This is a genomic window from Achromobacter marplatensis, assembly GCF_049060505.1.
Lineage (GTDB): Bacteria > Pseudomonadota > Gammaproteobacteria > Burkholderiales > Burkholderiaceae_B > Achromobacter > Achromobacter marplatensis_A.
Genome location: NZ_JBMGRB010000005.1, coordinates 485623 through 511025 on the forward strand (window position 1 = coordinate 485623; position 25403 = coordinate 511025).

Consider the following 25403-nt stretch of genomic DNA (forward strand, 5'->3'; position numbering starts at 1 on the left):
GCCCCATACCCGATGACGACCAGGGGACATCCATGCACTTGAACGCGAAGGCCGCGCCGATGGCGGCCGTCAACCACGGCCCGGGCCCGGCGCCCGGCCACGATTCGTCGAAGCCGGGCCCGCACCAGGCGTCCGTGGACGAGCTTGTCCAGAGCTTTGAAGAAGCCGACCATCATGAAGTCAGCCTTGCCGGCTACCAGCCCGAAGACTGGATCTGCCTGGGAATATTCTGGACGATGGCGATGTTGGTCTTCCTGCAGTTCTTTTCCCGCTACGTGTTGAACGATTCCTATGCGTGGACCGAAGAGCTGGCGGTGTATTGCCTGATCGGCGTGGTGTTCCTGGGCGCCGCGATGTGCGTGCGCGCCTGCCGCCACATCCAGGTGGATTTCCTGTACCGCTATTTGCCAAAGCCGGTAGGCCGCGTGCTGTCTACCGTGATCGATATCTTGCGCACGGCCTTCTTCGGCTATGCCGTATGGATGACGTACCGCTACATCGTGCTGGTCGGCGACGAGCCCATGACCACGCTGTTCTGGAACAAATCCTATGTTTATTGGGTCGCCTTGGCGGGCTTCGTCATGATGTTCCTGCGGTCGTTGCAAGTGTCCGTGCAGAACTGGCGGCAGGGCTATTCGATCCTGGAGAATCCGGCGGCTTACGAGTCGCTGGATTGAACGGCGCGCTGCGTCGCAATGCTTAAGAATCCGCAGAGCCTTTCCAGGAGCAAGACATGGGCACACTGATTGGAACCTTTTTGCTGTTGATGATCCTGGGCCTGCCGGTGGCGGTGTCCATGGCGGGCGCGTCGCTGTTGTTCGTCCTGATCTCCGGCAGCGTGCCGGACGTGGTGGTCGCGCAGCGCATGATCGCGGGCGTGGAGTCGTTTCCGCTGCTCGCCGTGCCGTTTTTCATCCTGGCCGGCAATCTGATGAACATCGCCGGCATCACCGGCCGCATCTATAACTTCGCGGTGGCGCTGGTGGGCTGGATGCGCGGCGGGCTGGGGCAGGTAAACATCATCGGGTCGGTGGTGTTTGCCGGCATGTCCGGCACCGCCATCGCGGACGCCGCGGGCCTGGGCACCATCGAGATCAAAGCCATGAAAGACCACGGCTACGAGACCGAATTCGCCGTGGGCGTCACCGCCGCGTCGGCGACGTTGGGCCCGATTATTCCGCCGTCGTTGCCGTTCGTGATCTACGGCATGATGGCCAACGTGTCGATCGGCTCGCTGTTCCTGGCCGGCCTGCTGCCGGGTGCGGTGCTGACGATACTGATGATGTTGACCGTGGCTTACTACGCCCGCCGCAACAACTGGGGCGGCGACGTGGCCTTCAACTGGAAGCGGCTGGGCGGCGCGGGCCTGGAAGTGTTGATCGTGCTGTCGTTCCCCCTGTCGATCTGGCTGATGACGCTGGCCGGCGTGTCGCCCAACGTGGCGACGGGCATTGCATTCGTTGCGTTGCTGGCGCTGGATTGGCGCTTCAATTTCTCGGCCGTCATGGCGCTGATGGCGCCCGTGATCCTGATCGGGGGCATGACCCTGGGCTGGTTCACCCCCACCGAGGCGGCCGTGGCCGCGGTCATCTGGGCGTTATTCCTGGGCTTGGTGCGGTATCGCTCGATGACGTTGAAGACCTTGGCCAAGGCCTCGTTCGACACCATCGAGACGACGGCGTCGGTGTTGTTCATCGTGACGGCGGCCTCCGTCTTCGCGTGGTTGCTGACCACCACGCAGGCGGCGCAGGCGTTGACCGACGCCATTCTCAGCGTGACCCAGAACAAATGGGTATTCCTGCTGATGGCCAACGTGCTGATCCTGATCGTCGGCTGCTTCATCGACACCATCGCCGCCATCACGATCCTGGTGCCGATCCTGTTGCCCATCGTGCTGAAACTGGGCATCGACCCGATCCACTTCGGGCTGATCATGACCCTGAACCTGATGATCGGGCTGCTGCATCCACCGATGGGCATGGTGCTGTTCGTGTTGGCGCGCGTGGCGCGGTTGTCGGTCGAGCGCACCACGATGGCCATCCTGCCCTGGCTGGTGCCGCTGTTCGCGGCGCTGATCGCCATCACCTACATCCCCCAGATCACGCTGTGGCTGCCTACCGCGATGGGCATGGCCGGCAAATAACAGGAGCTTATCCATGTCGGGAAGACTGCAAGGCAAGACCGCCCTGGTCACGGCCGCGGGCCAGGGTATCGGCCGCGCCGTGGCCGAGGCGTATGCGCGGGAAGGCGCCGACGTGCTGGCCGTGGACATCAACGCAGAGGCGCTGCAGACCTTGTCTGGCTGCCGGACCCAGGTGCTGGACGTGACGGATGGCCGCGCCATTCTGGCGCTGGCGCAAGGCGCGGGCCCCTTCGACGTGCTGTTCAACGGCGCGGGCTTCGTGCACGCCGGCACCATCCTGGATTGCGACGAAGACGCCTGGGATTTTTCGTTCAACCTGAACGTGCGGTCCATGTACCGGCTGATCCGCGCCTGCCTGCCGGGGATGCTGGCGCGCGGGTCGGGGTCCATCGTCAATATGGCGTCGGTGGCGGGCAGCATCAAAGGGGCGCCCAACCGCTGCGCCTATGGCGCGACCAAGGCAGCGGTGATCGGCCTGACCAAGGCCGTCGCGGCCGACTTCGTGGCCCAAGGCATCCGTTGCAATGCCATCTGCCCGGGCACGGTGGAGTCGCCCTCGTTGCGGCAGCGGATCGAAGCGCAGGCGCAGGCCAGCGGCCAGTCCATCGCGGCGGTGGAGGCCGCGTTCACGGCGCGCCAGCCGATGGGCCGTATCGGGCGTACCACTGAAATCGCCGCGCTGGCGGTGTATCTTGCCAGCGACGAATCCGCCTTCACGACCGGCACCGCCCAGGTGATCGACGGCGGCTGGTCCAACTGAATCCTTAAACCCGTTTGCAACAAGGAAGCTGCTATGAAACTGATGCGCTATGGCGCCAAGGGCGCCGAAAAGCCCGGCCTGATCGATGCCCAGGGCAAGGTGCGCGACCTGTCCGGCGTGTTGCCCGACATTACCGCGCAGACGTTGGGGCAGGCCCGTCTTGCCGAACTGCGCGCGCTGGACCCGTCCTCGCTGCCATTGGTGGCCAACCCCGGCCGCGTGGCGCCGCCCTGGAGCGGCATGGGCAAGTTCATCTGTATCGGCCTGAACTACGCGGACCACGCCGCCGAATCCGGGTTGCCGGTGCCCGCCGAGCCGGTCATCTTCATGAAGCCCACGTCGGCCGTCGTTGGCCCGAACGATCCCGTCGTGCTGCCGCAGGATTCGGTCAAGACCGATTGGGAAGTCGAGCTGGGCGTGGTGATCGGTGAAAAGGCGCGTTATGTCAGCGAAGCCGACGCCATGAAGCATGTGGCGGGCTACTGCGTGGTGAACGACGTGTCTGAACGCGAATACCAGATCGAACGCGGCGGCACGTGGGACAAGGGCAAGGGCTGCGACACCTTTGGCCCCATCGGCCCCTGGCTGGCCACGGCCGACGAGATCCCGCATCCGCAAGACCTGGAAATGTGGCTGGAAGTGAACGGCAAACGCTATCAGAACGGCAGCACGCGCACGATGGTGTTTGGCGTGGCGCAGTTGGTGGCCTACGTCAGCCGCTTCATGACGCTGTATCCCGGCGACCTGATCAGCACCGGCACGCCGCCGGGCGTCGGCATGGGCCAGAAGCCCGCGCCCATCTACCTGAAGGCGGGCGACGAGATCAAGCTGGGTATCGCTGGCCTGGGCGAACAGCGCCAACGGGTGCATGCCTGGGACCCGGCACTGATCGACGGCTGACCGGCCGGCGAACCCGCACCCCTTACTTTCCGGAGTCCTCATGTCTCAGAACGACACGGCAGTGATACGCATCCACCCGGCGGACAACGTCGTGATCGCCCGGCGCCAATTGGTCAGCGGCACGCGGCTGGAAAGCGAAGGGGTGACGGTGCAGGGCCTGGTTCCGCCCGGCCACAAAATAGCCGTGCAGGCTATCGCGGCGGGCCAGCCCGTGCGCCGCTACAACCAGATCATCGGCGTGGCGCGGCAGGACATCGCGCCGGGCCAGCACGTGCACACGCAGAACCTGGAGTTCTCGGAGTTCGAACGCGACTACGCAGTGGGACAGGGCGCGCACGCCACGGACTATGTGGCGGAACCCGCCACCTTTGACGGCATCGTGCGCGCCGACGGCCGCGTCGCCACGCGCAACTACATCGGCATTCTGACCAGCGTGAACTGTTCGGCCACGGTGGCGCGCGCCATCGCCGACCATTTCCGCCGCGACATCCATCCCGAAGCGCTGGCGTCCTGTCCGAACGTGGATGGCGTGGTGGCCCTGACCCACGGCGCGGGTTGCGCCACCGGCAGCGAAGGCGAACCGCTGCGGGTGCTTCGGCGCACGCTGGGCGGCTATGCGCGCCATGCCAATTTCGGCGGGCTGATGATGGTGGGGCTTGGTTGTGAAACCAACCAGATCGGCGGCCTGATGGAACAGGAGGGCCTGCGCGAAAGCGGCCTGCTGCACACCTTCAACATCCAGGACACCGGTGGCACGCGCAAGACGGTGGCGCGCGGCATCGAACTGGTGGAGCGGATGCTTGAGCAAGCCAATCAGATACGGCGCCAGCCCGTGCCGGCCAGTCACCTGACCGTGGGGCTGCAATGCGGCGGGTCGGACGGCTATTCGGGCATCAGCGCCAACCCGGCGCTGGGCGCGGCGGTGGACCTGCTGGTGCGCCACGGCGGCACCGCCATCCTGTCCGAAACGCCCGAGATCTATGGCGGCGAACACCTGCTGACGCGCCGCGCCGAAACGCCAGCCGTGGCCGACAAGCTGCTGGCCAGAGTGCGCTGGTGGGAAGACTACTGCGCCCGCAACGACGCTGAAATGGACAACAACCCGTCGGCGGGCAACAAGGCGGGCGGCCTGACCACCATTCTGGAGAAGTCGCTGGGCGCAATCGCCAAGAGCGGCACCACCAATTTGACCGACGTATTCGAGTACGCGGAAACCGTGCGCACGCGGGGGCTGGTGTTCATGGACACGCCGGGCTATGACCCCGTGTCGGCTACCGGCCAGGTGGCGGGCGGCGCCAACCTGATCTGTTTCACGACGGGGCGGGGCTCCGCCTACGGCTGCGCGCCCGCGCCGTCCCTGAAACTGTCGACCAACACGGCGCTGTGGCAGCGCCAGTCGGACGACATCGACATCAATTGCGGCGAGGTCGTGGACGGCGCGCAAAGCGTGGCGCAGATGGGCGAACGGATCTTCCAGCTGATGCTGCAGACAGCATCGGGGCAGCGCACGCGCAGCGAAACTCATGGCTATGGCCAGAACGAATTCGTGCCATGGGCGCTGGGCGCGGTGATGTAGCGGCGGCGGCATGGCGGGCGCCGGCGTTGCAATAGGTCACGCTGCCGATATCGACGAAATCGGCGTCAGCGGATATCCTCATCCGCGCGCCGACTGGCCGGTCATCCGACAGGTGCATGGCGCCTTACGCCACTGCTCAACCATGCTTGAACGTTTGAATACGGAGTCGTTGCCGCGCCTGCCCGCAGACGTGGAAAAACCCATGTATGACCGCAGCCGCCTCACCCCCGGTATCGTGCATCTGGGGATGGGCGCCTTTCACCGCGCGCATCAGGCGGTGATGACGGACCTGGCGATGCAGGCCAGCGGAGATCTCAGTTGGGGCATTTTGGGCGTCTCGTTGCGCAGTGCCGCCACGCGCGATGCGCTGACGCCCCAAGATGGGCTGTATACGCTGGCCTTGCGCGACGGCGGACCCGAAGGCAAGACTCGCGAGCAATTGCGCGTGGTGGGTTCGGTGCTGCGGGTGATGGTGGCGGCCGAAGACCCCAATGCGGTCCTGGAACGCATTGCCTATCCGCAAACGCGAATCGTCAGCCTGACCGTGACGGAAAAGGGCTATAGCCACGAGCCCGCCACCGGCCATTTGCGCTGGGACGATCCCGACATCCTGCACGATCTTGAAAACCCGCACCGCCCGCGCAGCACGATAGGCATGCTGGTGTACGGCCTGGCCCTGCGCCGCGAACGCGGCCTGCCGCCTGTCACGCTGCTGTCCTGCGACAACCTGCGCGGCAACGGCGATACCTTGCGCAGCCTGGTGCTGGCTTTCGCCTTGCGCGTGGACGTGGGGCTGACCCAGTGGATCGACACGCATTGCACCTTCCCGAATTCGATGGTTGACCGCATCGTGCCGGGCACCGGCGATGACGACCGGCAACGCATCGCCGAACGCCTGGGTGTGCAAGATGCGTGGCCCGTGGTGGGCGAACCCTATATGAACTGGGTCATCGAAGACAAATTCGCCGCGGGCAGGCCGGCTTGGGAAAGCCATGGCGGCGCGACGTTCGTGCGCAATGCCGCGCCCTACGAACGGCTGAAGCTGCGCATGGTGAACGGCCCCCATTCCACGTTCGCCTATCTGGGCGCGCTGCTGGGCCTTCGGACGATCAGCGAATCAGTACAGACGCCCGCGCTGCGTCACTTCGTCGATGCCATGATGCAGCACGAGATCGGACCCACGCTGAAAGGCGTGCCGGATAGCGGGCTGGAGGAATATCGCCGCCGCTTCCTGGCGCGTGTTGCTAACCCGGCGCTGCCGCATCCGATTTCGCAAGTGGCGATGGACGGCTCGCAGAAGGTTCCGCAGCGCCTTCTGGACACGATCCAGGACCGCCTGCGGACGGGCGACGATATCCAGCGCCTGACGCTTGCCGTTGCGGCGTGGCTGCACTACCTGCGCGGCGAAGACGAAACGGGTGCCCGCTACAGAATCCAGGACCCGATGGCGGCGCGCCTGGCCAAGCTGCTGGCGCGCGCCGATGTCGCCGCGCGCGCATCCGCGCCGTCGCAGGCCGCGCATCGCCGTGCCATGGTGCTGTCGGGATTCAAGCCCGTGTTTGGCGACTTGGGCCGCGCATCCGAATTCGTTTCGGCGTTGGCCGCGCATCTGGAAACCTTGCGCCTGCACGGCGTGATGCGTGCCGTGGAGGCCGCTACCTGAGGAGTGCTGCATGAATGCGCAATGCCGAGTGGACGCCGTTGAATGGGAACGTTGGGGACAGGACTGCCTGCGCGTCCAGGGCTTCAGCGATGAAGACGCACGGTGCCTGGCCGAAAGCCTGGCACGGACAAGCTTGTGGGGCATCGATTCCCACGGCATCGGGCGCTTGCCGCATTACTTGAACCGGGTGGCGCACGGCTCCATCGTGGCGCGGCCCGATATCCGTATCGAACGCACGGGACCGGGCACGGCGCAGCTACATGGCGGGCAAGGGCAGGGCATCGTGGTGGCGCATCGCGCCAACGCGCTGGCGATCGAGCTGGCGCGCGAGGCGGGCATCGCCGCCGTGGGCGTCAGCGACTCGTCGCACTGCGGCGCGATCGGCCTGTATAGCCGCGCAGCCGCCGTGCAGGGCCTGATCGGCATCGCATTCACGCATTCCGATTCGATCGCCGCGCCGCACGGCGGCTATCAGCCGTTTTTTGGCACCAACCCCATTTCAATGGCGTTCCCACGCGCGGGCGGCGAACCCCTGTGCCTGGACATGGCCACCACGGCCATTCCCTGGAACCGTGTCATGAACGCCCGGCGCGACGGCGTGACGCTGCCGCCCGGAGTGGCCCTGGACGCGCAAGGGCAGGATTGCACCGATGCCGCCCAGGCTCGCGCGTTGCGGCCTTTGGGCGGTGAGGACTATGGCCACAAGGGCTATGGCCTGGCGATGACGATCGAGCTGTTGTGCGGGCCGCTCAACGGTAATCCCTTCGGGCCGCATATTTCACCCATGTACGACGCGCTGGAACGCCCGCGCGAACTGGGCGCATTCTTCATCGTGATCGATCCCCTGCGGTTCGCCGGTGGCGCCGCCTTGGCGGGCGTGGTCGCCGGGATGGCGATGGAGTTGGCCCAGGCGCCCGGCGGGCCGCGCATGCCGGGCGACCCCGAGGCCGCCGCGCACGCCCAGCGCCGGCAGCTGGGCATTCCCATTCCGCCGGCCCTGTGGGATGAAATGGCGGACTGGAGCGCGCGGCTAGGCGTGGCGCTGCCCGCGCGACGGGCCTAGCCGGCAGGGCTGCCTGGCCGTGCCGGACCCGCCTTCCGGGGGGTCAGACGCCCAAATATTGCAGGAGCCGGGGTTCATCGTTCAGAAATGCCTGCGACGAACCGGTCCAGGCCACGCGGCCCTTTTCCACGATGGCGTGATGGTCCGCCGTGGCCAGCAGCGGCTCCAGGTTCTTGTCGATGCACAGCACCGCCAGTCCCGTCTGCTTCAGCGTGTCCAGCGCCGTCCAGATTTCCTCGCGGACCACAGGCGCCAGGCCTTCCGTGGCTTCGTCCAGGATCAGCAGGCGGGGGTTGGTCAATAGCGCGCGTCCGATTGCCAGCATCTGCTGCTCGCCGCCCGACAGATGGCTGCCCAAGTGGCGGGCGCGTTCGGACAGACGGGGAAACAGCGCATATACCCGGTCCAGTGTCCAGGGATGCGCCGCGCCCTGTCGGTTGTGGGCGGTGGCGACCAGGTTTTCGCGCACCGACAGGTTGGGGAAGATGTGCCGCCCTTCCGGCACCAGCCCGATACCGCATTGCGCCACCTTGTACGAGGGCAGCCGGCTGATGTCGCGGCCATCGAACACGATGCTGCCCTGGGTGGCGGCGTGCAGCCCCATCACGGTCTTTACCGTCGTGGACTTGCCCATGCCGTTGCGCCCCAGCAAGGTCACGAATTCGCCGGGGCCGATGTCCAGGTCAATGCCAAACAGCGCCTGGCTGGCGCCATAGTGCGCGGTCACGCCTCGCAGCGACAGCAGGGCGCTCATGCGGGTACCGCCGGATGTTGCGCGCTGCCGGCGCGCCGGTTGCCGCGTTCGCTGCCCAGGTAGCATTCGCGCACCTGGGGATTGTTGCGGATGTCGTCCGCCGTGCCGCACGCCAGGGCGCGGCCATAGACCAGGACGGTGATGCGGTCGGACAACGCGAAGACGGCTTGCATGTCGTGTTCCACCAGCAGGATCGTGTAGTGCCCGCGCAATTGCAGCAGCAGGCGCGTCATGGCGTCGGATTCGTGTTGGCTCATGCCGGCCATCGGCTCGTCCAGCAGCAGCAGGGATGGCTGGCAAGCCAGCACCATTGCCAGTTCCAGCTGCCGTAGCTCACCGTGCGCCAGTTCGCCCGCGGGCGTGTGGGCGCGGGCGGACAGGCCGACAAGGGCCAGGGCGTCCTGCGAGGGTTCCGTCAGCGCGGCGGTGGACAACACGGGGCGCCAGAAGCGGAAACTGTGCCCGCGCCGCGCCTGCACCGCCATCACCACGTTTTCCAGCGCCGTGAACGGCTTGAAGACCGAGGTGATCTGGTAGGAACGGGCCAGGCCGTGGCGCACCCGCTTTTCGACCGGCATCCGGGTGATGTCCCGGCCATCCAGCAGCACGCGGCCGCCGTCGGGTCTTAGTTCGCCGCTAAGCTGGCCGATCAGCGTGGTCTTGCCCGCGCCGTTGGGGCCGATCACGGCATGCAGTTCGCCAGCGTGCACGTCCAGCGACAGGTCGTCGGTGACGGTCAGCCCGCCGTAGCGCTTCAGCAGGTTCTCCACGCGCAGCGCGCTCATAGCGGTTCTCCGGAAGGCTGGCGCAGCGGCCGCGCCCCGCGCCGGCGCCAAGGCGTATCGCGCAGGCTGCCGTACACGCCTCGCCGCGATACCAGCACCACGCCGACGATCAGCAAGCCCATGATCAGCATCCAATGCCCGGTCAGCAGCTTCAAGCCTTCTTCCAGCAGCAGAAAGGCCAGCGCGCCCACGACGGGGCCGAACAGCGTGCCGATACCGCCCAGCACGACCATCACGATCAATTCGCCAGAGGTGGTCCAGGCCAGATAGGACGGCGACACGTACATCGTCAAGTTGGCCAGCAGCACGCCCGCCACCCCGCAGATCATCGCCGACATCACATAAGCGGCCAGCCGGTAGCGCAGCGTGGGAAACCCAAGCGCGCGCATCCGGCGTTCGTTGGCCTGGCAGCCGCGCAGGGCCATGCCGAAAGGCGCGTGGACCAAGCGGTGCATCAGCCCCAGCACGGCCAGCAGCACGCCGAACGCCGTGTAGTACAGCGCCAACGGCGTATCCAGCCGAAAGGCGCCGAAGTCGCTGCCCGCGAATAGCGACATGCCGTCGTCGCCGCCAAAGCCGTCCAGGCCTGTCGCCAGAAAATAGAACATCTGCGCGAAGGCCAGCGTGATCATGATGAAGGCGATGCCCGACGTGCGCATCACCACATAACCACTGATCAGCCCGACGACCGCGCAGGCGCCCAGCGCGCCCGCCAGATGCAGCCAGCCGCTTTCGATGCCGTAATGCGACATCACCCCGACGGCATACGCGCCCAGCCCCAGATACAGCGCGTGGCCGAAGCTGACCATGCCGCCGTACCCTAGCAGCAGGTTCAGGGCCAGCGCGGCCACGCCATAGACCAGCACGCGGCCGAACAGCGCCAGCAGGAACGGTTCGCCCTGCCATTGGGCGTAGACGGGCACCAGCGCCAGCAACAGCAACAAGGCGCCGGCTACTAGCGTGCGAAGAGAGAGCCTGTGCATGATGTTCGCCTTTATCCGTGCTTGACGGGAAACAGGCCCTGCGGCCGCAGGGCCAGCACCAGCGCCATCACCACATAGATCAGCATTGAGGCGATGGCCGGTCCGGCCGCGTTGGCGGCGGCAGGCGGCAGTGCGGCGCGCAGCAACGTCGGCAGCAACGCGCGCCCCAGCGTATCGATCAACCCGACCATCAACGCCGCCAGGAAGGCGCCGCGCACCGAGCCGATACCGCCGATCACGATCACCACCAGCGTCAGGATCAGAATGGGTTCGCCCATGCCGGTCTGCGCGGACAGGATCGGACCTGCCATCAGCCCGGCCAGGCCCGCCAGCACCGCGCCCAACACAAACAGCAGCGTGTTCAGCCGCGCGATGTTCACGCCCAGCGCGCCCACCATCATGCGGTCGGTTGCACCCGCGCGTATCAGCATGCCCAGCCGCGTGCGGTGAATCAGCACATAGCAGCCCGCCGCCACCAGCAAACCCACCACGATGATCAGGAAGCGATACAGCGGATAGGTCACGCCCAGGATATCGATGGTGCCCGACAGCCACGACGGCAAGCCCATGCTGATGGGCGCCGGCCCCCAGATGATGCGGGTCAGTTCGTTGAAAAACAGGATAAAGCCGAAGGTGGCCAGCACCTGGTCCAGGTGTTCGCGCGGATACAGCCGCGCCAGCGCGATGCGGTCCAGCAGCAGGCCCAGCGCCGCCATGCCCGCGACGACGGCGGCCGCAGCCAGCAGGAACGACCCGGTGTGGCGGAACACGGTGGCGGCGATGAAGGCGCCCATCATGTAGAGCGAACCGTGGGCCAGATTGATGAAGTTCATGATGCCGAACACCAGCGTCAGGCCGGCGGCCAGCAAGAACAGCAGAATGCCAAGTTGCAGGCCATTCAAGGCCTGCACCAGCAGCAGCGTCGTGGACATGGGAATCACCTCTTGCCGGCGGCCGCGACGGACGTCTTGGCCGCCCGCCTTACTTCATGGCGCACTGGGCGGCGTACTGGTCGGCGACTTTGGACAGGTCCGGGAAGATAGGGCCTTTGTTCACAAAGGCCACCTTGCCGTTCGCGCCCGCTTCCACGTCGGCGCGGAAGAATCCGGCCACCGGGAAGTGGTTGGGTTGATAGCGGAATTCGCCGCGCACGGATTGGAAATCAGCGGCTTCCAGCGCTTTGCGCAACGCGTCCTTGTCGTCGGTCTTGCCGCCCGTTTTTTTCAACGCCGAGCCAATCAGTTGCGCGGCATCGAAGGACTGCGCCGCGTAGCTGGAGGGCTCGCGTCCGTACTTCTGACGGAACGCCGCGGCAAAGGCCTTGTTGGCGGCGTTGTCCAGGTCCGGCGAATACGGCACGTTGGTTACCGCGCCCAGCGCGTCCTTCTGCAGCGCAGGCAGCGTCGCGCCGTCGATGGTGTCCACCGACAGCAGCGGGATTTTGCCGAAGAGCCCCGCCTGGCGGTATTGCTTGATGAAGTTCACGCCCATGCCGCCAGGAAAGAACACGTAGGCGGCGTCCGGCTTGGCGTCGGCCAGCGCGGCCAGCTCCACCGAATAATCCGGCTGGTTGACCTGCGTGAAGACTTCGTTGGCCACTTCGCCTTTGTAGAAGCGCTTGAAGCCAGCCATGGCATCCTTGCCCGCCTGGTAATTGGGCGCCAGCAGGTAGACCTTCTTGAACCCCATCTGGTTGGCCATTTCGCCGCTGCCTTCATGGCGTTGCGTGTTGTTCCAGGAGGTAGAGAAGAAATAGGGCGAACAGTCCTTGCCCGCCAGGTTGGTGGGGCCGGCGTTGGATCCCACCAGGAACACGCCGGCCGTCGTAACCGGGCGCACCACGGCCAGCATCACGTTGGAATACACCACGCCGGTGATGATCGGCACCTTGTCGCTTTGCACCAGTTTGCGCGCGGCCTGCACGCCGACTTCGGGCTTGAACTGGTCGTCTTCCTTAATGACCTGCACGGCAACGCCGCCCAGCTTGCCGCCGCCTTGCTCCACGGCCAGCATGAAACCATCCAATTGATCCTGGCCCAGCACGGAGCCCGGACCGGTCAAGGTGGTCAGCAGGCCGATTTTCACGTCTGCCATCGCGGTGGCCGATAAGGCCAGCCCCATGACCGCAGCGGCGGCCAGCGTGTTGGTGCGTTTCATGGTGTTTTCCCTTGAGTCGCCGTGTGGCACGGTCGTGTGTCGTGAAAGGCGCGCAGCGGGCTACGCGTTCAAGCCAAAGAACGTCGTGGTATTGCGCAGCAGGATCTTCTGCTGCACCGTCGGGCTCAAGTCGGCGTGGGCCACCAGGCGGCCGACTTCCTGCTCGCCCAGCGGGTAGGGGTAATCGGAGCCCAGCAGCACGCGGTCTTCGCCCATCACATCCACCAGCAGGCGCAGCGCGCGCGGGTCGAACACCGCGCTGTCGGTATAGAACCGGTTGGTGTAGGACGACGGCAGCTGCGGGCAGTCTTCGCGGATGATGTCGCGGTGACGCCAGGCGTTGTCCACGCGGCCCAGCAGGTAGGCGAAGCTGCCGCCGCCATGCGCGAAGCACAATTTCAGGCTGCGGGGAATGCGTTCGAACGCGCCGGACAGGATCAGCGACAAGATACCCAGTTGCGTCTCGGCAGGCATGGCCACCAGCCACGGCAGCATCCATTTCTTCATGCGGCCGTCGGTCATCATGTCCCAAGGGTGCACCAGCACCGGGATGTCGTTGTTGGCGCAATGGATCAGGAATTGCACCAGCGTGTCGTCATCCAGATCGCGCGGGCCGACGTGGTTGCCGATCTGCACCCCCAGGTGGCCGGCGGCGCGCGCACGCGACGCTTCCTTGCAGGCCAGGTCCAGGTCTTGCAGCGGCACTTGCGCCAGCGCCTTCAGGCGCGACGGCGCATAGGCGCAATGCTCAAGCGCCAGGTCATTCATGCGGGCCGCCCAATCGGCCGCGGCCTGGCCGGGGTAGGTGTAGCCGAACATGATGGGCGTGGCGCACAGAATCTGCACGTCGACGCCGTGGCGGTCCATCTGCGCGATGCGCAGCGCCGGGTCCCACAGGGTGGCGTCCACGGGGCGGAATGGCCGGTCGCCCGCCATGATCTGGCCGGTGGCGCCATCGGCGTCGGGCCGCAGCCACGGGGCGTTGACGGGGTCCAGCGCAGCCGCTTCCTGCCGTGTGATCGGCGGAAAGAAGTGGGCGTGCATGTCGATTTTCTGGATCATGGAACAGGCCCTAGGCGGGGGTGGCTTGTGGCGAAGGGGCGTGGCCTTTGCCGGGATGGATTTCTCCGCAACCGGGGCAGGTGCGTTTTTCGGTGCTGGCGTAGAAGCCCTGGAACAAAGGCGGCAGGTCGGTGACGATGCTCTTGAGCTGTACTTCCACGCGATGCACGAGGTGCCCGCAATGCGGGCAATACCATTCAAAGCCGTCGACCAGGCCCAGGGGGCGCTGGCGTTCGATGACCAGACAGGCGCTATCGGTTTCGGGGCGTTGCGGCGAGTGCCTGACGTGCGGGGGAAGCAGGAAGATGTCGCCTTCCTTCAGGTCCACGCGTTCGGGTTTGCCGTCTACCCAGAGGGACAGCCAGGCGTTGCCTTTGATCTGGTAGAAGAACTCTTCCAGCGGGTCGTCGTGATAGTCGGTGCGATGGTTCGGACCGCCAACCACGGTGACGATGAAGTCCGCGTCCTGCCAGATCTGCTGGTTGCCGACCGGGGGCTTCAGAAGATGCGCGTGGTCTTGAATCCAGCGCTGGAAATTCAACGGCGGGCCGTAGGCGGGCATGACGGGACTCCGATGGGGATTTTGATGCAGTCTAGGCGGGCGAGGCGGCGCCGCATAATAGAAATTGTCGGGCTGGGTATGCGGGTTATCTATCGCGGGGTTTCCCTTGGGGGGTTGGTTCTTGAGACGCTCTGCGCACGGGCGGCGTGGGGCGCGCGGGTCAACGATTGCGGCCCGGAGCCTTCGCTCCGGGCTGCCCCTGCGTCATCCTCGTCCGCCTTCGGCTCCCTTCGGATTCCCTCGGGCTTATCGACTCCCCGCGCACCGCGGGCACGCGCCACGCCGCGCTCCGTCAGTGGCACTCTGCCGTCAGCGGGGGAGAGGGGTGTGCTTGGGGTGCTCGCCGCCGGCGGGGGGGGGATGGAGGATCTTGCGGGGCTCGCCCCAGGCCGGCCGCGCGGGCGGCCTTTTGGGGCTTTGGCGGTGTCTTGCGTCGTGGCGTTTGGAGGCTTGCTGCTGGAAGGGTGGACTCGAACTTGGGGGCGGAATCGTGCGACGGGATGGCGGGACTGGAATCTCGGCGCTAGGACTTCGGAGCTGAGATCGCGCGGGATTCGTAGGATGGGTGGAGCGCGGCAAGCGGGGCAAAAGGACGCGGCGGTTCTTCGCGCGCAACCCATCATCGCGGCAAGGTAGGCGGTGCGCGATGTATTACGGCCGTTGCGCCGCGATCGTTTTCAGATAGTCCACCAGCCGTTGGCACGCTGGGGTCAGCGGGCGGTCTGCGCGGATGGAATAGCCGACGTCGCCGAAATCGCCGAATACATCCGTGGGCAGACGGGCAAGCAGGCCCATCGAGAGGAATTGAGCGGCGGCGTCGTAGGGGATCAGGGCCAGCGCGTCGCTGTGCATGAGGATGCCGATGTTGGTCAGCAACGAAAGCGATTCGACGTGGCGGGCGGGCAGGCGCAGGCCGGCGTCGAAGAAGGTGCGTTCCACGGAGGCGCGCAGCGGCGAGGTGGGGGCCGGCAGGATCCAGATGTGGTCGATCAGATCGGGCAACGTCACCGAGGCTGCGTTGGCCATGGGGTGCTGGGCGCCGACCACCAGGCATAGCGATTCGCGGTAGAGCTTATGGTGGTCGACCGCCACGCCCGAGATCGAAGCCATGTCCGCGCCGGGCAGGCGGCCCACGACGATGTCGACGTCGCCGGTCGCCAGCGCGGGCAGCAACTGGGCGGACGGGCCTTCGCGGACCGTGACCTGGATGCCGGGATGTTCGGTCATCAGGCGCGCGATGGCTTCGGGCAGCAGCTTGGCGGAGGCCGCGATCAATGTCCCCACCACGACGTGGCCGCTGGCGCCGCCCAGCACCGCGTCGATGTCGTCGGCCATGTACCGCACCTCTGCCATCATGGCGTGGACGCGGCGGCCCAGCACCAGGGCCAGCTCGGTGGGCGTGACGCCCCGGTTCGACCGTTCGAACAGCGTAGCGCCGAAGAAGGCTTCCAGGTCGTGGACGGCTTTGGTGACGGTGGGCTGGGTCAGGTGCAGTTCGCTGGCCGCGCGCGACAGCGAACGGCGCGCCAGCACGCGTTCGAAGATCTGCAATTGATGCAGCTTCAGCTTGTGGCTGAGCGCGTTGGGCGTGATGCGGAAGTTCGACATGCGTGGCCCGGCCCGCGCGGTGCGTCGCAAGCCGTCATCCTGTTCCCTGTGTGAACGCGAAACGCCATCGCCCATCATCTGCCCGCCGCGTCCCAAGGGCTAGCGCGCAAGCGGCTTGTAGGCGACCGCCTTGATTTCAATCAGCAATTGCGGGTGCGGCAGCTGATGCACCGCGACGGTGGTGCGCGCCGGGCCATCGGCGTCGAAGAACTCGCCGTAGACCTGATTGTATCCACCGAAGTCGTTCATGTTGACCAGGAAAGTACTGATCTCGACTACATCGGCCAGCGTCGCGCCGGCGGTCGCCAGGATGTCGCCGATATTCTCGATGACGGCGCGCGTTTGCACGCGGATGTCCAGCGTGGTGGTGCCCATGGCGTCGACCTCGGCGCCTGCGATGCGGTTGTCGGGTAAGCGCGAGCTGGTGCCGGAGACGAACAGGAAGTCGCCGGCGCGCTTGATGTGGGGATATTTGCCGCGCGGCGTGGCTTTGCCGGCGACGACGGTAGCGCTGACGTTGGACTGGGTCATCGTGCGTTCCTTGGTGTGCGGGATCAAAGTTTGATGCAGACGTTGGTGGGTTCAGTATAGAAATGCAGCGAATGGCGGCCGCCTTCGCGTCCGATCCCGGAAAGCCCGCTGCCGCCGAACGGCGTGCGCAGGTCGCGCAGGAACCAGCAGTTCACCCAGGCCAGGCCAACCTTCATGGCTTGCGCCACACGGTGGCCGCGGGTCAGGTTCTGCGTCCAGACCGCGGCGGCCAGGCCGTACCGCGTGTCGTTGGCCAGGCGGATGGCTTCGTCTTCGGTATCGAAAGGCGCTACGTGGCACACCGGGCCGAACACTTCTTCCTTGATGCAACGAGCATCTTCTTTCAGGCCGGTCCAGATGGTGGGTTGCACATAGGCGCCCGCGTCGCGGTCGTCGCCAAACACCGGCACGCCGCCGCCCGCCACCACGGTTGCACCTTCTTCGCGCGCCAGCGCAAAGTACGACAGCACTTTCTCGCGGTGTTCGCGCGACACCAGCGGGCCCATTTCGGTGGCCGGATCCAGGGGCCAGCCGATGCGCATGTCGCGCGCGCGGGCTGCCAGCGCGGCAACAAAGCGCTCGTAGATGGGGCGTTCCACATAGACGCGCTCGGTGCACAGGCAGACCTGTCCGCAATTGGCGAAGACCGACCGTGTCACGCCGTCGACCGCGGCGTCGAAGTCGGCGTCCGCGAAAACCAGCGCCGCGTTCTTGCCGCCCAATTCGAACGACACCGGCTTCACGCCCGGCGCCACCGCCCGCATGATGGTGGCGCCCGTGGCGGATTCGCCGGTGAAAGTGATGCCGTCGATGTCGGGGTGCGTGGTCAGGAATTCGCCTGCGGAATCCGGCCCGAAACCGTGTGCCAGATTCAGCACGCCGGCGGGCAGCCCCGCCTGGTCGGCGACTTCAGCCAGCAGCGTGGCCGTGCTGGGCGTGACTTCCGATGGTTTCATGATGACCGTGTTGCCGAACGCCAGCGCGGGCGCGACCTTCCAGGTCAAGAGCAACAGCGGCAGGTTCCACGGAGAAATCACGCCGACCACGCCCAGCGGCTTGCGGTAGGCGTAGTTCAGCGCCTGCCTGCCGTCCGGCGTGTCCGTCATGTAGCTTTCCATGTCCAGCGTGCGCGCCAGCTCCGCGAACGCGCGAAAGTTCGCGGCGCCGCGCGGAATGTCGATCTTCCCGGCCCAGCCGACCGGCTTGCCGGTGTCGCCGATCTCGGCTTGCAGGAAGTCATCGAACCGGCGCGTGATGCCGTCGGCCAGTGCCAGCAGATGGTCCGTGCGCGCCTGGACCGACAGGCCGGCCCACGCCGGCAGCGCCCGGTGCGCCGCGGCGATCGCGCGGTTCACCTGATCCCGGCTGGCTTCATGAACCTGCGCGATGCGTTGCCCGTTTACCGGGCTGTGCTTGTCAAAGGTGGACACGCCGTCTTCAAAGCGGCCGTCGATGTAATTGCGCAGTTGGCGGATCGTCACGATCTAGCCCCTCGGATGGTGTTTGAATGGCGGAAAATAAATACGTATACGTACTATATTCCCGGATCATAGGCAGCGCCAACAGCCAAGTCAATGCGCATTTTCGCGGAAGCCAACGCCTACAATCGTCGGGCACAACCCATGGAAGCCCGATGACCGCCCCCGCCCGTCCCGCCGCGGCCCCGCCCCGCGACTTGCAAGCCTTCGACCTGACCCAGGTCGCCTCGCACCTGCTGCGGCGGGCGCATTTCCGGGCCGAGGCCTTGTTCGCCCAGGCTTTTCCAGACGAAGACCTGACGCCGCGCCAGAAGGCCTTGCTGATCACGGTGTACCAGAACCCGGGCGCCACGCAGAACCGCATCGCGGAACTGATCGCGTTGGACCGCAATTCTTTCGCCGAAATGATGGCGCGCATGACGGCAAAGGGCTATGTGCGCCGCACGCGCTCGGCGGAAGATGGCCGGGCCTATGCGCTGGAGATCACCGACGCGGGCGTAGCGCTGCTGGCGCGCATCCTGCCGCAGGACGCCGACGTAGAGGCCCAGGTGTTGGCGCCGATCCCGCCCGAACTACGTCCGGTATTTTTGAAGTGCCTGCGATTGATGACGGGGTTGGAACAGCAGGATTGAACTCGCCGCAACGAGGTTCGCGGCGATGGCATGATGGGTGTTGCGCGTTCTGCCTAGGTGCCCAAGGCGAGTGCTTTCCGCGCTGCATCCATCATTTCGGTGGTGTCTCGGCGCCAGCATTCATCACGTTAACCTCTGGCTTTTCCGCATTGCCAAAACGCAGCGCGAATTGCCGCGTGAACACCGCGCCGAAGAAGAAAATTTGCGCGGAATAGTAGATCCACAGCAGCAGCGCGATCAGCGAACCGGCCGCGCCGTAAGCGGATACCGCCGCGCCGCGGCTCAAGTAGACGCCAATTCCCCACTTGCCCACCAGGAACAACGCGGCCGTCACGATGGCGCCGGGGATCACGTCCTTCCACGAGATCTTCGCGCTGGGCAGCAGCTTGAAGATCACCGCGAATAGCGCCACCACCACCGAAAACGAGAACAGGCTGGAAAGCCAATCGGCCGCCGTGGCGATGGTGGATGCCATCCACAAGTCTCCGTAGAACTTGCGCGCGGCGCCCAGGGCGGCGTTCACGGTCAGCGAAATCAGTAAAAACAGGGCCAGCACCAACACCAAGCCGAACGACAACATGCGGCTGCGCACCATGCCGTGGATGCCGCCCTTCTGGTGTGGCGGCACTTCCCACAGGTCGTCCAGGCTGGCCTTCAGTTCGGCAAACGCCGTCGTGGCGCTGAAGATCAGCACAAAAATCGAAATCAGCGCGGCAATCCAGCCGCCGCCTGATTCATGAGCGCTGGCCAGCACGGTCTGGATGACCTCGGCGCCGCGTTCGCCCGTCAGGTCGCGCAGGGAAGAAAACAGCTCGGAGCGCACCGCGTCTTCGCCGAAAAAAGCGCCGGCCACCGCGATCACCAGGATAAGCATCGGGGCTAATGAAAACACCATGTACAGCGCCAGCGCCGCGCCCTTGCTGGAGGCGCGATGGCTCGACCACTGGTTGGCGGAATCCATCAGCAATCCGCCGATTTCGGACGGACGCAGGGCTCGCAGGCTCTGGGGAAGGCGCATGGGTCTGGACTCGGTCTATGGACCCTTTATTGTAGGGACGCATGTGCCCAGGCGAAACCCACAGTTTGTGCGCAAACGTTTTTGGGCGCACAAGGCGCTGCGAGGCCTTGGAAGAAAAGCCGGCGCCAAAAGAAAAACCCCCGGGGCGAAGGTCCGGGGGTTTTTCAGATACTGCATTCCCCGGCATGAAGCCGGGGAGGCCGTGCAAGGGAAGCGGGACTTAGAAGTCCATGCCGCCCATGCCGCCCATGCCACCCGGCATGGCCGGGGCAGCGGGCTTGTCTTCGGCCAGTTCCACAACGGCGGCTTCAGCCGTCAGCAACAGGCTGGCGACGGAGGCAGCGTTCTGCAGGGCGGTGCGGGTCACCTTGGTGGGATCCAGCACGCCTTGCTCAACCAGGTCGGTGTACTCGCCGGTTGCGGCGTTGTAGCCGTAGTTGCCCTTGCCGTTCAGCACGTTGCTGACCACGACGCTGGCTTCTTCGCCGGCGTTCGTGACGATGGTGCGCAGCGGCTCTTCCACAGCACGCAGGATCAGCTTGATACCGGCGTTCTGGTCAGGCGTGTCGCCCTTCAGGTCAGCGATGGCTTGCTTGGCGCGCAGCAGTGCAACACCGCCGCCAGCCACAACGCCTTCTTCCACTGCGGCGCGGGTAGCGTGCAGGGCGTCTTCGACGCGAGCCTTCTTTTCCTTCATTTCGACTTCGGTGGCAGCGCCAACGCGAATCACGGCAACGCCGCCGGCCAGCTTGGCCACGCGTTCTTGCAGCTTTTCACGGTCGTAGTCGGACGTGGCTTCTTCGATCTGGATACGGACTTGCTTGACGCGAGCCTCGATCGACTTGCTGTCGCCAGCGCCGTCGATGATCGTCGTGTTTTCCTTGCCCACTTCGATGCGCTTGGCTTGGCCCAGTTCAGCCAGGCCGGCCTTTTCCAGCGACATGCCGGTTTCTTCGGAGATCACCGTGCCGCCCGTCAGGATGGCGATGTCTTCCAGCATGGCCTTGCGGCGGTCGCCGAAGCCCGGAGCCTTGACGGCGGTGGTCTTCAGGATGCCACGGATGTTGTTCACAACCAGGGTGGCCAGCGCTTCGCCTTCGACGTCTTCTGCGATGATCAGCAGCGGACGGCTCGACTTGGCAACTTGCTCCAGCACGGGCAGCAGGTCACGGATGTTGCTGATCTTCTTGTCGAAAATCAGGACATACGGATCTTCCAGCACGGCAACTTGCTTTTCCGGGCTGTTGATGAAGTAGGGCGACAGGTAGCCGCGGTCGAATTGCATGCCTTCGACGACGTCCAGCTCGTTTTCCAGCGACTTGCCGTCTTCGACGGTGATGACGCCTTCCTTGCCAACCTTGTCCATCGCGTCAGCGATGATCTGGCCGATGGAGGCATCGCTGTTGGCCGAGATCGAACCGACTTGAGCGATTTCCTTGCTGGTCGTGACCGGCTTGGATTGCTTCTTCAGTTCAGCCACGGCAGCGGCGACAGCCTTGTCGATGCCGCGCTTCAGGTCGATCGGGTTGAAACCGGCGGCAACGTACTTCAGGCCTTCCATGACGATGGCTTGAGCCAGCACCGTGGCGGTCGTGGTGCCGTCACCGGCGTTGTCGGAGGTCTTGGAAGCAACGTCCTTGACCAGTTGTGCGCCGATGTTCTCGAACTTGTCCTTCAGTTCGATTTCCTTGGCGACGGACACGCCGTCCTTGGTCACGGTCGGGGCGCCGAACGAGCGCTCCAGCACGACGTTGCGACCCTTGGGGCCCAGGGTGGTCTTAACAGCGTTGGCGAGAACATTCACGCCGCGGACGATGCGCACACGGGCGTCGTCACCGAACAATACTTGCTTGGCAGCCATTTCTTAGCTTCCTTCGAAAATTCGTTTGAGGCGGGATTACAGAACCACGGCGAGGATTTCGTCCTCGCGGATGACGAGCAGTTCTTCGCCATCAACCTTCACGGACTGGCCGGCGTACTTGCCGAACAGAACCTTGTCGCCAGCCTTCAGGTCGACGGGCAAAATCTTGCCTTCTTCGGTCTTCTTGCCGGGGCCGACGGCCACGACTTCGCCTTGATCAGGCTTTTCAGCAGCGCTGTCGGGGATGACGATGCCCGAGGCAGTCTTGCGCTCGTTTTCGAGGCGTTTGACGATCACGCGATCGCCCAGGGGACGCAAGGCCATGAGTAACTCCTGTTTACTTGAAAAAGTGAATGATCAGTGAGCCACGGGAGGGCTGTTAGCACTCACCGGTGTCGAGTGCTAATTATAGGGATGATGTTCTGAGGTTCAAGGGGGGGCGGGGCGGCTGTTACATATTCGAGGGCCGCAGGAAGCGCCGCAGCTGTCGAACGTCATCGAAAGTGCTGTCGAAATTCATCTAACTGGGGATTTGCGTCATCCAGCTTGGGGATCGAGGATTTACGATATACAAGCACTGATGCGGTCTCCAGCCGGATTTCGCCTCTGGAGGTCCAATTTCGTGTGTCACGCTTGGGGTGATGTCGCTTTAAGCCGGCAGCCATCGACGTAGCGCGTGAGCGCCGGCCACTGGTTCAAGGCATACGAGAGCCAAAAGTTGCACGACCTCTCGACAAACGGGAAAATCGATCGCTTGGTCCACCAGGTCCGTGGCCGCAGACTATTCAGGAGTGAAGGACGTGCGCAACCCCGTTCTCGCGGCAATACCGACCGGCATCATGGAAGGCCGGTGCCGGCAAAGCGCTCAAGGCAAACACGCGATCCTGCATGCTGTGATCTGCGCGGTCCTCGCCAGCTCTCCTTTCCTGCAGATCGAAGCCGCCCATGCCGCCGGCTTCGACTGCAAGGCCGCGAAAACCCATGTAGAACATCTAATCTGCGCCGAACCTTCGCTGTCCAAGCTGGACGATCAGGTGAAGGAGCTTTACGAAAAGATTCAGGCCGAAACCGCTGGCCGTGACGGTGAAACCGGTGAATGGCGCGATCCTGTAGCGAAAGAGCAGACGCAATGGCGCACCACCGTGCGCGACCGTTGCCCCGACGCCGCCTGCCTGAAATCCGCCTACGTGGACCGCATCGCTGCCATGAAAAAGAACTGGGCAGAGGCGCTGGGCCCCGCAGGCAAGTAATACGCGAAGCCCTCCGGGGTGGTCGAATTTTGCTATTTAAAAGCATCCTGTCGAGACCATTTAAGCTGAAACCGATGTCCAAAAAGCCGCTTAATCTGACTCGCCGGGCTGAGGTCCAAGGTCCAAGGACCGAGGCAGGGGCTCTTTTCAGGCGATAGCGCATGGATAAGCATGGCTACCCGGCCCGGTATGTTGAACCTACCTGGGGAAGGCCCAAACCTAAAACGGTGACCTTGTGGCCGTTGGGCTACATAACTAATCACGCAGCAAATTCATGATGCCCTGGGTCTACAAATGACCACATTGGGTGATGTCGCGGATATGTTGAAAACAGTCCGCATGGAATGCGATTTGTCGCAGGAAGAACTTGCGAATTGCGCTGGCTTTGCTCGCACGACTGTTGCTCGCATGGAGACAGTCGCGCGAGGAGACATGAGCGTAATGGTGTTCGTTCGACTGCTTGCCGCGGCCGGCTACGATATGAAAGCGGTGAAGCGGGGCACGGGAGAACCCTGGAAGACATTCTCTATCCGCCATTGCTTCTGCGTGGTTGGCATAGTCGCGTTGCCAGACCCGTTCTATTTTCAGGTTCAGGAAGAAGCGCTCCATCACCGCGTTATCCCAGCGGTTACCTTTGCGGCTCATGCTCAAGATCAGGCCATTGCGATCAAGGGCGGCCTGGTGAGCAGCACTGGCGTACGTGGCGCCACGATCAGAAAGCACAATCAGACCCGGTGCGGGCAGGCGTTGAGCGATGGCCATCTGTAACGCCGAGTAGACCAGCTCGGCCGGCATGTTCGGCGCCATCGACCCGCCTACGATCTTGCGTGAGCGCAAGTCTATTATCGCTGCCAGATACATCCAGCCACTGCGGGTACGGATGTAGGTGATGTCTGCGGTCCAGGCCAGGTTGACCGCCTCGGGACTGAACTGTCGATTCAGGATGTTGGCTGCTATTGGCAGGTCATGATTGCTGTCTGTGGTATGGACGAACTTGCGCTTCCAGACGTGATCGAGACTGGTTCAGTTTTCGTTGTTTGCAAATTTCGTACTTCTCCTATATCCAAAAAAAACGGCCACGCTTTAAATCACGGCGAAACACTGCCCGTTCGGTTGGGCAAAACGATCACCAGTAATCCGGATCTTGTTTCGGTGCGTCCATTTCTGGACGGGGTTTAAGGCTATGTCAGTCAATTGTCGGCAGGTACGCCGATGTCTCGCGTTTGCGGATCTACGAGGTGACGGAAGAATGCATTTCGATAAAGCAGTGAGTGCGCGAGCGAACGTAATGTTGGCATGAACAGAGTCCGACCCAGTTTTATGTCTGTGTCCTTCGCTCTCGCGAGCGTTGGTATGTCGTCGGGTGCATTGGGTCAAGCTCCGTCCGCAATGGGGCATGCCTCCGAAATTGAGCGTCGTCAAAAGCAGGAACTCGACGCGCAGCGGGCCCGCACGGCTGAGCGACCAGACGTGCTGTTATCCGCTCCGTCAGAGGTGGCTCATGGCCTGGTCCTTTTCGCCGAAACGCCTTGCTTCCTGTTGTGGGAAGTCGTTTGGGATGACGCGGAACCGCCCCAATCGCTTGCCCGCGCCGCCGCGGTCGTTGTCGGCCAATGCGTGGGCGGCAAGGGTTTGCGCGCCCTGCAGGAATACCTGATCAACCTGCTGATCGACAACGGCCAGGTCACCGCGCGTGTCGTCGTGCCCGAGCAATCGCTGGCGGCGGGCACCCTGACGTTGCGCTATCTGCCCGGCCGCATCTCGGCCGTCAAAGGCGAGGGCGCTATCGGCTGGTGGCGTACCGCCTTGCCCACGGGGCCGGGCGGCGAACTGAACCAGCGTGACCTGGACCAGGCGCTTGAGAACATCCGGTGCCTGGGCAGCCAGGCGGACGCGGCCATCGACATCGTGCCCGGCCCGTTTGGCTATTGGACAGTCTTTGCCGGCGCCAGCAAGTCCACCTATCGCCAGACCGTGGCCGGCTTTGAAGAGCCCATCATCTACGGCGGCACCACCAAGCAGATCCAGACGGGCGTGTCGGTCGTACCGTACCGTGGCACGGCGTACAAGGGCAATCTGTCGGTCATGTTGCTGCGCAAGCGCACCGACAGCACGCTGAACGACGTGCCCATCGACCGGCAGCGCCGCGACGTCACGGGCTACGAGATCAGCTGCGGGCACCGCCACTCTCGAAGGCCTGACTGGCCTGTCGGGGCAGCAGCTTTACACCGGCGTGGACGTGGCGCGTGTCGGAGGTCCTTCCGCCTCGTATCTGTCCGGCCGCTGAAAAAAGCCCGAATCGCTTGAAGCCGCAGCCACCGTCTTTGCGATGGCGTTGATGTTCGAGTTCTAAATCCGTTGTTGCTCAGCAGGTGCGCATGATGTCCAAGCTTCGTTCGTTGATCGTCTGGTCCATCGTTTTCACGCAGGTATGGACGCCGGTGTTGGCGCAGACCTTGCCGATCTCGGTCGACAAAAGCGTGTCCGGCCAGAAGCCATCAGTGGGCATCAACAATGGCGTGCCGGTCGTCAACATTGCGCCGCCGTCGGCGGGCGGGGTTTCCAACAACCGCTATACCCAATTCAACGTGGGCCCGTCGGGCGTAGTGCTGAACAA

At 64.4% G+C, this 25403-nt stretch carries 24 protein-coding genes and 2 pseudogenes; 12 read left to right on the top strand and 14 right to left on the bottom strand.

Going from position 1 to position 25403, the window contains the following annotated elements; translation table 11 throughout:
• Window positions 1-32: 32 nt before the first annotated feature.
• The 7 genes from ACI0FO_RS15910 to ACI0FO_RS15940 all read left to right on the top strand — a co-directional run bounded on the left by ACI0FO_RS15910 (window position 33) and on the right by ACI0FO_RS15940 (window position 8105).
• A complete protein-coding gene (locus ACI0FO_RS15910) occupies window positions 33-677 on the top strand; it encodes a TRAP transporter small permease (protein ID WP_416028054.1) in 645 nt (214 codons plus the stop codon).
• Between the two features lie 56 nt (window positions 678-733).
• Window positions 734-2143 carry a TRAP transporter large permease gene (locus ACI0FO_RS15915; protein WP_416028056.1) on the top strand — a complete coding sequence of 470 codons (1410 nt, stop codon included), beginning with the start codon at window positions 734-736 and terminating at the stop codon, window positions 2141-2143.
• 13 nt (window positions 2144-2156) lie between these two features.
• Window positions 2157-2903, top strand: coding sequence for an SDR family oxidoreductase (locus ACI0FO_RS15920; RefSeq protein WP_416028058.1), 747 nt, complete (start codon window positions 2157-2159; stop codon window positions 2901-2903).
• 33 nt (window positions 2904-2936) lie between these two features.
• The gene (locus ACI0FO_RS15925) at window positions 2937-3803 is read left to right on the top strand and encodes a fumarylacetoacetate hydrolase family protein (RefSeq protein ID WP_416028060.1); all 867 of its coding nucleotides are present in this window, start codon (window positions 2937-2939) and stop codon (window positions 3801-3803) included.
• Between the two features lie 40 nt (window positions 3804-3843).
• Window positions 3844-5379, top strand: coding sequence for a UxaA family hydrolase (locus ACI0FO_RS15930; protein ID WP_416028062.1), 1536 nt, complete (start codon window positions 3844-3846; stop codon window positions 5377-5379).
• Window positions 5380-5521: 142 nt separating this feature from the next.
• Window positions 5522-7042 (top strand): mannitol dehydrogenase family protein, encoded by a 1521-nt coding sequence (locus tag ACI0FO_RS15935; RefSeq protein WP_416028063.1) that lies wholly within the window; start codon window positions 5522-5524, stop codon window positions 7040-7042.
• A 10-nt stretch (window positions 7043-7052) separates the two neighbouring features.
• Window positions 7053-8105, top strand: a complete 1053-nt coding sequence (locus ACI0FO_RS15940) for an Ldh family oxidoreductase (protein WP_416028065.1) — start codon at window positions 7053-7055, stop codon at window positions 8103-8105.
• Between the two features lie 43 nt (window positions 8106-8148).
• On the opposite strand, the gene ACI0FO_RS15945 is transcribed toward ACI0FO_RS15940, so the two are convergent.
• The 10 genes from ACI0FO_RS15945 to ACI0FO_RS15990 all read right to left on the bottom strand — a co-directional run bounded on the left by ACI0FO_RS15945 (window position 8149) and on the right by ACI0FO_RS15990 (window position 18028).
• The gene (locus tag ACI0FO_RS15945) at window positions 8149-8859 is read right to left on the bottom strand and encodes an ABC transporter ATP-binding protein (protein WP_416028067.1); all 711 of its coding nucleotides are present in this window, start codon (window positions 8857-8859) and stop codon (window positions 8149-8151) included.
• Entirely contained in the window at window positions 8856-9644 is a 789-nt protein-coding gene (locus ACI0FO_RS15950) for an ABC transporter ATP-binding protein (RefSeq protein ID WP_416028069.1), read from the bottom strand. Before ACI0FO_RS15950 ends, ACI0FO_RS15945 begins: the two co-directional genes overlap by 4 nt.
• Complete coding sequence (locus tag ACI0FO_RS15955) at window positions 9641-10627, bottom strand: branched-chain amino acid ABC transporter permease (RefSeq protein ID WP_416028071.1); 987 nt, start codon at window positions 10625-10627, stop codon at window positions 9641-9643. Before ACI0FO_RS15955 ends, ACI0FO_RS15950 begins: the two co-directional genes overlap by 4 nt.
• Window positions 10628-10638: 11 nt before the next feature.
• On the bottom strand, window positions 10639-11559 hold the full coding sequence (locus ACI0FO_RS15960) for a branched-chain amino acid ABC transporter permease (RefSeq protein ID WP_416028073.1): 921 nt from the start codon (window positions 11557-11559) through the stop codon (window positions 10639-10641).
• A 49-nt stretch (window positions 11560-11608) separates the two neighbouring features.
• Window positions 11609-12784, bottom strand: a complete 1176-nt coding sequence (locus tag ACI0FO_RS15965) for an ABC transporter substrate-binding protein (protein ID WP_416028075.1) — start codon at window positions 12782-12784, stop codon at window positions 11609-11611.
• Between the two features lie 60 nt (window positions 12785-12844).
• Window positions 12845-13846: an amidohydrolase family protein gene (locus ACI0FO_RS15970; RefSeq protein ID WP_416028077.1), complete on the bottom strand. Its 1002-nt coding sequence runs from the start codon at window positions 13844-13846 to the stop codon at window positions 12845-12847.
• Window positions 13847-13856: 10 nt separating this feature from the next.
• Window positions 13857-14408 (bottom strand): 3-hydroxyanthranilate 3,4-dioxygenase, encoded by a 552-nt coding sequence (locus ACI0FO_RS15975; RefSeq protein ID WP_416028079.1) that lies wholly within the window; start codon window positions 14406-14408, stop codon window positions 13857-13859.
• Between the two features lie 651 nt (window positions 14409-15059).
• Window positions 15060-16091: a LysR substrate-binding domain-containing protein gene (locus tag ACI0FO_RS15980; RefSeq protein WP_416028121.1), complete on the bottom strand. Its 1032-nt coding sequence runs from the start codon at window positions 16089-16091 to the stop codon at window positions 15060-15062.
• 24 nt (window positions 16092-16115) lie between these two features.
• Complete coding sequence (locus tag ACI0FO_RS15985) at window positions 16116-16547, bottom strand: RidA family protein (protein ID WP_006227638.1); 432 nt, start codon at window positions 16545-16547, stop codon at window positions 16116-16118.
• Window positions 16548-16570: 23 nt separating this feature from the next.
• Entirely contained in the window at window positions 16571-18028 is a 1458-nt protein-coding gene (locus tag ACI0FO_RS15990; protein ID WP_416028081.1) for a 2-hydroxymuconic semialdehyde dehydrogenase, read from the bottom strand.
• Between the two features lie 152 nt (window positions 18029-18180).
• Here ACI0FO_RS15990 and ACI0FO_RS15995 point away from each other — a divergent pair, with 152 nt between their 5' ends.
• Window positions 18181-18657, top strand: a complete 477-nt coding sequence (locus ACI0FO_RS15995) for a MarR family winged helix-turn-helix transcriptional regulator (RefSeq protein ID WP_416028083.1) — start codon at window positions 18181-18183, stop codon at window positions 18655-18657.
• A gap of 91 nt (window positions 18658-18748) precedes the next feature.
• On the opposite strand, the gene ACI0FO_RS16000 is transcribed toward ACI0FO_RS15995, so the two are convergent.
• From ACI0FO_RS16000 to groES, 3 genes are all read right to left on the bottom strand, one after another.
• Window positions 18749-19675, bottom strand: coding sequence for a YihY/virulence factor BrkB family protein (locus ACI0FO_RS16000; protein ID WP_416028085.1), 927 nt, complete (start codon window positions 19673-19675; stop codon window positions 18749-18751).
• A gap of 220 nt (window positions 19676-19895) precedes the next feature.
• A complete protein-coding gene (gene groL, locus ACI0FO_RS16005; protein ID WP_310031606.1) occupies window positions 19896-21536 on the bottom strand; it encodes a chaperonin GroEL in 1641 nt (546 codons plus the stop codon).
• Between the two features lie 36 nt (window positions 21537-21572).
• Window positions 21573-21860, bottom strand: coding sequence for a co-chaperone GroES (gene groES, locus ACI0FO_RS16010; RefSeq protein ID WP_054423089.1), 288 nt, complete (start codon window positions 21858-21860; stop codon window positions 21573-21575).
• Between the two features lie 476 nt (window positions 21861-22336).
• Here groES and ACI0FO_RS16015 point away from each other — a divergent pair, with 476 nt between their 5' ends.
• Both ACI0FO_RS16015 and ACI0FO_RS16020 read left to right on the top strand, forming a co-directional pair.
• Window positions 22337-22786 (top strand): lysozyme inhibitor LprI family protein, encoded by a 450-nt coding sequence (locus ACI0FO_RS16015; protein WP_233213866.1) that lies wholly within the window; start codon window positions 22337-22339, stop codon window positions 22784-22786.
• Window positions 22787-23080: 294 nt separating this feature from the next.
• A pseudogene (locus ACI0FO_RS16020) lies at window positions 23081-23313 on the top strand (helix-turn-helix domain-containing protein); the annotation flags it as partial.
• Between the two features lies 1 nt (window position 23314).
• Here ACI0FO_RS16020 and ACI0FO_RS16025 read toward each other — a convergent pair.
• A pseudogene (locus tag ACI0FO_RS16025) lies at window positions 23315-23791 on the bottom strand (IS3 family transposase); the annotation flags it as partial.
• A 465-nt stretch (window positions 23792-24256) separates the two neighbouring features.
• Here ACI0FO_RS16025 and ACI0FO_RS16030 point away from each other — a divergent pair.
• Together ACI0FO_RS16030 and ACI0FO_RS16035 are read left to right on the top strand one after the other, a co-directional pair.
• Window positions 24257-25093 carry a ShlB/FhaC/HecB family hemolysin secretion/activation protein gene (locus tag ACI0FO_RS16030; RefSeq protein WP_416028088.1) on the top strand — a complete coding sequence of 279 codons (837 nt, stop codon included), beginning with the start codon at window positions 24257-24259 and terminating at the stop codon, window positions 25091-25093.
• A 71-nt stretch (window positions 25094-25164) separates the two neighbouring features.
• Window positions 25165-25403: hypothetical protein (locus ACI0FO_RS16035; RefSeq protein WP_416028090.1), on the top strand; the 239-nt coding region annotated here is incomplete at its 3' end.